Origin of the sequence: Pauljensenia sp. UMB6358, assembly GCF_030216865.1 — a bacterium.
Lineage (GTDB): Bacteria > Actinomycetota > Actinomycetes > Actinomycetales > Actinomycetaceae > Pauljensenia > Pauljensenia turicensis_A.
On the sequence record NZ_JASOMS010000008.1, the window covers coordinates 72,159 to 80,629 of the forward strand.

An 8,471-nucleotide genomic window follows, 5' to 3' on the forward strand; every position below is an offset into this window, starting at 1 on the left:
TATTCACTCTAGCGTTCACCATGGGCAAATCGCGGTGTTCGCGCGCGTGAAACGATCTGCATTCACCTCATGCCCGCTCTATGAAGGTACGTCACCGACAGCTAGGGCATTCAAGCAAGCCGGCGCGTGAAGGTTTCAAAGCCGAGCGCCTCGCACGCATCTGCGAGCGCCAGTACTTGCTCATCCCATCCCGCTTGTTCGGCGATGAAGGCATCGGGGGTTCCTTGGGCGCGAGCCTGCTGGAGCGCGAACGAGGCTACCCCGCGCTCTTTGAGCGCGAGAGCGACATCCAGTCCATCCCCCGGCCCTCCGGGGTAGACGGTCAGTCGGACCTCGTAATCAATTCCGGCAACGACAGGCGTAATGTGCGCGCGGGTCCCGGCCTCGTCCCCCATGACTCGGCTGGCGTGCGCACCGCGGTGCGCTTCATCGGCGTAGTCGAGCAGGATGTCGAGGGCTTCCCACGCTTTTTCTCCGCTGCCGGGGCGGGCGACGACGGATGGGTAGTTCTCAGGGAGTGCCTTGATGTCCAGGCCGACCCAGTCGACGAGCCCTTCTTCGAGGAGGGTGCGAAGGCGCGCGGGATAAGCACCCGCGGTGTGCAGTCCGACGGCAAATCCGAGGTCTCGAACACGTCTCATTGCGGGGATGAGCGCCAACTGACGTGTCGCTTCCCCGCCAGAGAAGACGACGCCGTCAAGTAGGTCGTGCCGTCGCGCGAGTAGGCGTTCCAAAGCATCCCACGCGACGACGCCCGGGATTCTCGGGTCGAGGATCGCACAATTCTGACAGTACGCGCACTCCCACGGGCACCCCTGGCAGAAGACGGACGCGACGAACTTTCCCGGCCAGTCCACCGTCGACATGGGGACAAGTCCCGCGATTTGCAGGTCGTCGGGGGTAAATTCACGAGGCCCGGAAGCGAGCGTCAGACCGATTTGACCAGTGTTCACCGCTCGCCAACCGGCGGGAACGCAGACACCAATTCGCCGTGGTGGGAAGCGGCATCCTCGCTGAACATTGTGCGCTCAGCGTATTCGCCCTTCTTGCCGATATTGAAGGACTGGACTGGGCGGAAGTAGCCCATGACGCGGGTCCAGACCTCGCACTGCTGGGGCTCGCGATCCGGGTGGGCGGCGGCGCACTTTTCGCACGTCTCATGCTCGCCAGCCAAGTAGCCGTGAACAGGGCAAATGGAGAAGGTCGGCGTGATCGTGATGTACGGGACCTTGAACGCAGTCAGGGAACGGCGAACCAATTCCTTGCACGCTGCGCCGGACGAAATGCGCTCACCCATGTACAGGTGCAGAACCGTGCCACCCGTGTACTTCGACTGCAGGACTTCCTGATCCTCCAAAGCCTGGAAGGGGTCGTCCGTGTAGGAAACGGGAAGCTGGGACGAGTTCGTGTAGTACGGCTCGGTCGCGGTTCCCGCCTGCAGGATGCCCGGGTAGCGCTTGCCATCTTCCTTCGCGAAACGGTAGGTCGTACCTTCAGCCGGCGTCGCTTCGAGGTTGTAGAGGTGGCCTGTGGCTTCCTGAAGCTCCACCATACGATCACGAATATGGTCGAGGATGCGGACGCACATGTCGAAGCCGCGCTCATCGGTCAGATCGTAATCATCGTGACTGAAGTTTCGGACCATCTCGTTCATGCCGTTCACACCGACCGTTGAGAAGTGGTTGTCCAGGCTTCCCAGGTAGCGACGAGAGTACGGGAACAGACCGCGATCCATGTGGAACTGGATCGTTTCACGCTTCAATTCAAGGGACTGTGAGGCAAGGTCAATGAGGTGATCAAGTTCAGCGATGAGGGCTGCTTCATCATCGGCGAAACGGTAACCGAGACGCGCCATGTTGATCGTCACCACGCCGATTGACCCCGTCAATTCTGCCGAGCCAAACAGACCGTTGCCGCGCTTGAGCAGTTCTCGCAGGTCAAGCTGCAGGCGGCAGCACATCGAGCGGATCATGTGCGGGTCAAGGTCGGAGTTGATGAAGTTCTGGAAGTAGGGCAGGCCGTACTTCGCCGTCATTTCGAACAGGCGATCCGTGTTCGGCGTATCCCAATCGAAATCCGGGGTGATGTTGTAGGTCGGGATCGGGAAGGTGAAGACGCGACCGTCGGCGTCACCACCGGTCATGACCTCGATGAAGGCCTGGTTGATGAGGTCCATTTCATGCTGGAGCTCGCCGTAGGTGAAATCGCAGACCTCGTCGGCGATCAGCGGGTATTCCTCTGCCAGGTCATCCGGGCACGTCCAGTCGAAGGTGAGGTTCGTGAACGGGCACTGGCTACCCCAGCGCGACGGAACGTTGAGGTTGTAGATCAGTTCTTGCATGCACTGGACGATCTCGTCGTACTCCATGTTGTCCAGGCGGACGAAGGGCGCCATGTAGGTGTCGAACGAGGAGAACGCTTGGGCGCCGGCCCATTCATTCTGCAGGGTGCCAAGGAAGTTCACAATCTGACCACATGCGGAAGAGAAGTGTGCGGGTGGTCCGGAAGCAATCGCGCCACCCACACCGTTGAACCCTTCCTGGATCAGGCGTTTCAGCGACCAGCCTGCGCAGTAGCCGGCGAACATGTCGAGGTCGTGGATATGGTAGTCACCCCGGCGGTGCGCTTCGCCAATTTCACGGGTGTAGACCTGTTCGAGCCAGTAGTTCGCAATGATCTTGCCGGCTGAATTCAGGATCAGGCCACCGAGCGAGTATCCCTGGTTCGCGTTTGCGTTGACTCGCCAGTCAGAACGGTCGAGGTATTCGTCGACAGTTCCCAGCGCATCAACGTCATAGCGCAATTGGGTGCTGGTGTTTTCCGCGAGCGGGGATAGTGTGGATGGCGAGGCTTTTTCAGGGGCGTTCATTGGTTGACCTTTGGCGATTCTTCGTTGAGGAAAAGCTCTGACCAGTGGAAACGGTGCGTTCCCAACGGTCAGACACGAACGCAAACACTACATCTAGTGCTTGCGCGAAACGCTCACCACTATATGTAGTTGCTCAAGTGAAATCGAGTCTCTTTGACGCAACACGCCCTAGTATCTTTCGATCACGACACACACCAACGCAAAAACGGGACCAACGTCCCGATCGTCGTTTTGAAGGCGGGCGAGTGTCGACTCTAGGCACGCGCCGGATAACAAGAATTAGCGTTCGTTCCCACTGAGTGAATCGACCTCATCAATGACCCAGCCGGAAATCACAACAACCCACAGTGTGCCCGCGATAGCCAGAATGCGCGCGCGACTGGGAGATTCTTCAAGGAACTCGGCGAAGCCGTATCCGGACGGTCCGGGGTTTGCGACCGCTGACACGTCTACGCCCGCAAGCGCCACAACTGTCAAGATCGAGGCAACGATAAAGCCAATCACCAAGGCCATTGCGACGTACGTGCGCATCCCGCCGATATGTCGTGTGCGGTGTTCAATCGGCGCCAATGCCAGCGCCCAGGCGCCACAAATCAGGAACGCGACAACGACGTCCGCGATCCGGTGCCACGCTGAGATCATCACCGATATCCCCATCAGGGCAGTCCACACCCAGCCAACCCACGCTGAAGGTGCGCGAAGCCACGGTGGCGCAACCATGACCAGAGCAAGCGCGATCGCCATGGCAACTGTTGTATGCCCAGATGGCAGGGAGTTTGCAACGTCTGTTGTCACGCCGAGGTTTGGCCGATCCAGCAGGTATTTTGCGATCTGAGTTGTTGCGTTAGCCCCGATCACGACAAACATTGCTCGACCCGCCAATGTTGGGCGACGACGGATCACTGCCACAACAAACACGATTGCGCCGACGATGATCATCACGGGAACAGATGCAATGGATGTGATCAGATGCGTCAGGTTGCCTGCGCTGTCACTCCAGCGGATCGCGGCTTCCATGAACAGGGTGTCCAGAGCCTGCCCAGCGGGCGTCGTGACGGCGACATAGCTGATAACAACTGCGCCGATCACACATGCGATCGCCGAAACGATCCTTCGACGAAGCCGGCGCGCATACCAGTGGCCCGTTGACGTCCCGCGGGCAGGTGCCTGGCTAGTTGGGGACGAGGCCGCGCCTGCTTGCGTGCCTCGTGGTCGATTGAGGCGCGATGGTTGAGGCTGGCGCGCTTGGGGAACGTTTGGGCGTTGCATACGCGTGTCACCTCTTCGTGCCTGTTGCCTTGAACTGTCCGCTTCATCTGGTGAAAGTGTCGAAGCAGGACTCTGGGACTGTCCGCACCATTTTCGTGGTCTATACAAGTAAACGGTACGCACATACCTTATCGATAACCCGCCCATATCCGCTGAACAGAGCGGGTCAGGCGTGAACAAGCGCGCTTGAACGCGCCGGCGTACGCATACTTCGATAGAGTAAACCAACTCTTTCGAACGTCGTTCGCCGAATCACGATCCGTGGTGGTGGACGGCCTCGTTCCTTCATCTTCAGGAGAATCTGGATGTCCACGACGACGCCCGTCAGCACCGAGCGGATTCGGCAGTTGCTTTCCGATCGCGATGTTTCGTTCGGAGAATACGGCGAGGCCGAACTCGCGATCCCGACGCGCAACGCCGTTTTCTTCTGGAATATGTCGAACCCGCAGGTATTACAGTTGCGTGCTCAGTGGCGAGGAATTGCCACCGACGACGCTCAGTTCACCGCACTGGTCAACGAGGTTTCGGCGTGCAACTCGTCGCGCATCCTGCCCAAGGCGTACCTTGCTCCGCTCGAAGACGCCGGGAAGTTCGGCCTGATTGCCGAGTGCAATGTGGTCGCGTCGCAGGGGTTCACGAAGGCTCAGCTGGATGCGTTCTGGGAGTCGTCGATGTCGATGATCCTGACGTTTATTACCGACTTGGAAGCAGCACTTCCAGAATTCGTCACGTGGTCTGACGAGCTTGATATTCAGGAGGACAACTGATGAGTGCTCCCTTTGCCGTCCCGAACGATGATCAGACTCCCTACCCGATTACTTTCGACCGTCTGCTCAAGGCGTTCTCGGATAAGAACTTTCAGGTGGAGCAGGTCAGCGAAGGCCGTGTTGCCGGCGCCATGTTCGATACGACGCCATTCCTCATCATGCTGGATACGTCGAACCGTTTCATCACGATCCGCGCGATGTGGGCAGCCGACATTCCGCTTGCGTCGTCAACCCAGCAAGTTTTTGCCGCCGCAGATTCGTGGAACCGCGAAATGTACTTCCCGACCGTCTACTCAATGCCGGACGAAGATGGAAACCTGCAGGTGTGCGCTGATTTCAGCATCGACGCGATCGCCGGGATCTCGAACGACCAGCTGTCCGAAAACATTGACGCAGGCATTTCGACGGGTCTGAAGGCGATCGAATACATGAAGCAGGCAGCCGAGCAGACTCTCGGTTGGACTGACCCGCGCAAGTGAACGAGGTTCCCGCGTCGGGTATAGCCGGTCAATCCGACGGTGAAACACCTGCGCGCGCCGACGCCTCCTTCGCCCCAATTCCGTCCCCGAATGCCGGCGATCTTGCGCGTCTGCTGATGGATATCGGTGCGGGCGATGATCGTCTGATCGATATGCACGTCATCGAAGGACGGGCCGAGCGCACCGCTGAGTGGCCCACCTGGGTTGCACTCGACGTTGTAGAAGCATGGAAAGCACGAGGTGCTCTTCGCCCGTGGTCTCATCAGGTTGAGGCGCTGGATGCCATTGCATCGGGCAATGATGTTGTCCTCGCGACGGGCACGGGGTCTGGTAAGTCTGCGCCAGCATGGACCCCGATCCTCTCTGACCTGGTGAACGCCGAAGACTCCGGGCGTATTTCGCAGATTCGTCGTCGCCCGACCTGCCTGTATATTTCGCCGACGAAGGCGCTGGCCGCCGACCAGATGGCACACCTGTGTGCGTTACTGTCAGCTGCACCCTCTGATTCTGCTCTGCGTCAGGTTCACGCGGTGACCGCAGACGGTGATACTCCGAGGGAAACAAAGGATTGGGCGCGAGCCAACGCCGACATTATTGCGACGAACCCGGACTATCTGCACTACGTGATGCTCCCCGGCCACGAACGCTGGACGCGATTCCTGGCTTCCTTGAAGTACATCGTCATTGACGAACTCCACCATTGGCGTGGCGTCGTCGGCGCTCACATTTCGCTGGTCATCCGCCGTCTGCTGCGCATCGCGCACCGTCTGGGTGCTGATCCGATCATGATCATGCTGTCGGCGACAATCCGCGATCCCGAGGCCGTCGGCGAGGCTATGACCTCCCGCCCGTGCATCGGCGTGACCAACGACGGTTCGCCCGCTTCAGACCACCAGTTGTTCCTCTGGCAGGGGCGCCTCGTCCCCGATGAGGCCGAAATGGATATGAGTGCATTCTTGAAAGCGGTCGCAGGGGAAGAGACCGTTGTGGAAGCGCCGATGCGTCGCGTTTCTGCACAGACCGAGGCCGCGTCCCTGACTGCCGCAATGATCGAAAAAGGCGCGAATCTTCTGACATTTGTTCGTTCACGTGCGGGTGCTGAGTCGGTTGCGGCGCAGGTTCGCGATCAACTCTCATCCCGTGGTTCGCCTCTGGCCGGGCGTGTTGCCGCGTACCGCGGTGGCTTCTTACCCGAGGAACGTCGCGCCTTGGAATCAGCGTTGCGAAGCGGGCGATTGCGTGCGGTTGCCACCACATCTGCTCTGGAGCTGGGGCTCGATATCTCCGGTTTGAACGCGACGGTGACTGCAGGCTGGCCGGGGACTCGCGCGTCGCTCTGGCAGCAGATTGGTCGCGCCGGACGCGCAGGGGCAGGGGGCGTTTCTGTTCTGGTTGCGTCCGATAACCCGATGGATGAATACCTTGTTCACCACCCGGATCAGATTTTTGCCCCCGTAGAAGCAAACGTCATTGATGCCACCAACCCGTGGGTGTTGGCGCCTCATTTGTGTGCGGCGGCCTCGGAAATCCCACTGTCGCTTGAGCGCACTGATGGTGAAGATCTGGCGCTGTTTGGGGCCTCGTTCCCACGTCTTGCACGCCAGCTTGCCGACGAGGGCTACCTTCGCGAGCGACCAGCCGGCTGGTACTGGGACGCCACCCGTCAAGAGAGGGCCGCCGACCTGACTGACCTGCGAGGCGGGTCGGGAGACGTGCAAATTGTCGACGCACGCACGGGCGCGGTGATCGGCACGATGGACGCTGGATCCGCGGATGCACACCTTTTTGCCGACGCGATTTACGTGCATCAGGGGCGGACGTACCACATCGTGGAGTATTCACCGATGATGAGCGCCGCGCCTGCTAAGGAAGCGCGAAGTGGCGGGGGCGTGCCACGGGAGCGGAGTGCGGGCACGCTCGCACAGCCGGCCAGCGATTCTTTTGGGGGCCAACCCGACGCCGGCACCTCGTCCGCTCGGCCTCGACCTATCTCTTACATCGCGCCACCGACCCCTGAGGAGAAGCAACGGATTGCGCTCGTCGAAGAGGTCCGCACTCCCCTGCGTACGCGCGCCAAGCAACATGTGTCCGTGTCGATCACGTCGATTGACGACACGTGGACATCCGACGATGGGCTTGTGACCTGGTCGTTTGGCAGTGTGGATGTGTCGACGCGCGTGACCGACTACGACCTGTTGCGCCTGCCGAGGCTTGAGTTCATTCGCAACATCGAGCTCCACCTGCCAACGCATACTCTGCCAACGAAGGCGGTCTGGTACGAATTGTCGCCGGCCGCTCAGGTGCAGTTGCGCGGATTAGGAATCGGGAACGAGGATCTGTCTGGAACGTTGCACGCAGCCGAACATACGTCGATTGGGCTCCTGCCCCTTTTGGCTACGTGTGATCGCTGGGATTTGGGTGGCCTGTCAACCGCGGAACATGATGACACGGGGCTACCGACTGTGTTTGTACACGATGCGTTCCGTGGTGGAGCTGGGTATGCTTCCGCTGGATTTGAGAACGCAGGTGAGTGGATGCGGATGGTGCTTTCAACCCTGGAATCCTGCGACTGCGAGGACGGGTGCCCGAGGTGCGTTCAAAGTCCGAAGTGCGGGAATGGGAATGAGCCACTATCGAAGGCTGGCGCCATTGTTCTGACGCGGTTCCTTGCCGAGCGTGCGCCGGGAGCCTGAAGCTTTTCTTTGTGCAACTGGGCTCTTCGAGAGTGTGGCCTGATCCTGGCAATACGCCACGTGATGGTGGCGTAGATGCTTCAAAGGGCCAAACCTTGCGGCTTGGCCCTTTGAAGCATCCCATCAACACAGAAAAGAGTCTCCCGATAGCGTCTCCTCAACAATTCCGTCAGCGGTGACGAACCCTTGTGGTTCGTTCGCCGTATTCCTTTGTGATGACTATTAATGTAGACACCCAACCTGAGAAGACCACCGAATCTCCCTATGAAAATGCTGTGGGTTGAAGGCTATGAATTGAAGGAGCAACCAAAACCATCGGGTTATACGACAAAATGTGTGGCATTTGGGGTCCTGGTTCGTTTAGTCCCAGGGGTTGGTGTATGGGCTGGTGTTG

Annotated in this window: 6 protein-coding genes; 3 read left to right on the forward strand and 3 right to left on the reverse strand. The window is 59.5% G+C overall.

All coding sequences use genetic code 11. The features are described from left to right. Positions 1-110: 110 nt before the first annotated feature. From QP381_RS06900 to QP381_RS06910, 3 genes are all read right to left on the reverse strand, one after another. Complete coding sequence (locus QP381_RS06900) at positions 111-953, reverse strand: anaerobic ribonucleoside-triphosphate reductase activating protein (protein WP_006680423.1); 843 nt, start codon at positions 951-953, stop codon at positions 111-113. Continuing rightward, the gene (locus QP381_RS06905) at positions 950-2,869 is read right to left on the reverse strand and encodes a ribonucleoside triphosphate reductase (protein WP_006680424.1); all 1,920 of its coding nucleotides are present in this window, start codon (positions 2,867-2,869) and stop codon (positions 950-952) included. Before QP381_RS06905 ends, QP381_RS06900 begins: the two co-directional genes overlap by 4 nt. Positions 2,870-3,148: 279 nt before the next feature. After that, a complete protein-coding gene (locus QP381_RS06910) occupies positions 3,149-4,138 on the reverse strand; it encodes a phosphatase PAP2 family protein (protein WP_101628725.1) in 990 nt (329 codons plus the stop codon). Between the two features lie 305 nt (positions 4,139-4,443). Between QP381_RS06910 and QP381_RS06915 the strand changes: the two genes are divergently transcribed. The 3 genes from QP381_RS06915 to QP381_RS06925 are packed head-to-tail and all read left to right on the forward strand — an operon-like array spanning position 4,444 to position 8,077. After that, complete coding sequence (locus QP381_RS06915) at positions 4,444-4,905, forward strand: YbjN domain-containing protein (protein ID WP_179370019.1); 462 nt, start codon at positions 4,444-4,446, stop codon at positions 4,903-4,905. After that, positions 4,905-5,384: a YbjN domain-containing protein gene (locus tag QP381_RS06920; RefSeq protein ID WP_006680427.1), complete on the forward strand. Its 480-nt coding sequence runs from the start codon at positions 4,905-4,907 to the stop codon at positions 5,382-5,384. The genes QP381_RS06915 and QP381_RS06920 overlap by 1 nt, the downstream gene beginning before the upstream one ends. Next, on the forward strand, positions 5,381-8,077 hold the full coding sequence (locus QP381_RS06925) for a DEAD/DEAH box helicase (protein WP_285068165.1): 2,697 nt from the start codon (positions 5,381-5,383) through the stop codon (positions 8,075-8,077). Before QP381_RS06920 ends, QP381_RS06925 begins: the two co-directional genes overlap by 4 nt. The last annotated feature ends 394 nt before the right edge of the window (positions 8,078-8,471 follow it).

Coding starts and splice junctions, on each gene's coding strand:
- QP381_RS06915 (WP_179370019.1), top strand. CDS start 4,444: ATGTCCACGACGACGCCCGTCAGCACCGAGCGGATTCGGCAGTTGCTT.
- QP381_RS06910 (WP_101628725.1), bottom strand. CDS start 4,138: ATGCAACGCCCAAACGTTCCCCAAGCGCGCCAGCCTCAACCATCGCGC.
- QP381_RS06920 (WP_006680427.1), top strand. CDS start 4,905: ATGAGTGCTCCCTTTGCCGTCCCGAACGATGATCAGACTCCCTACCCG.
- QP381_RS06905 (WP_006680424.1), bottom strand. CDS start 2,869: ATGAACGCCCCTGAAAAAGCCTCGCCATCCACACTATCCCCGCTCGCG.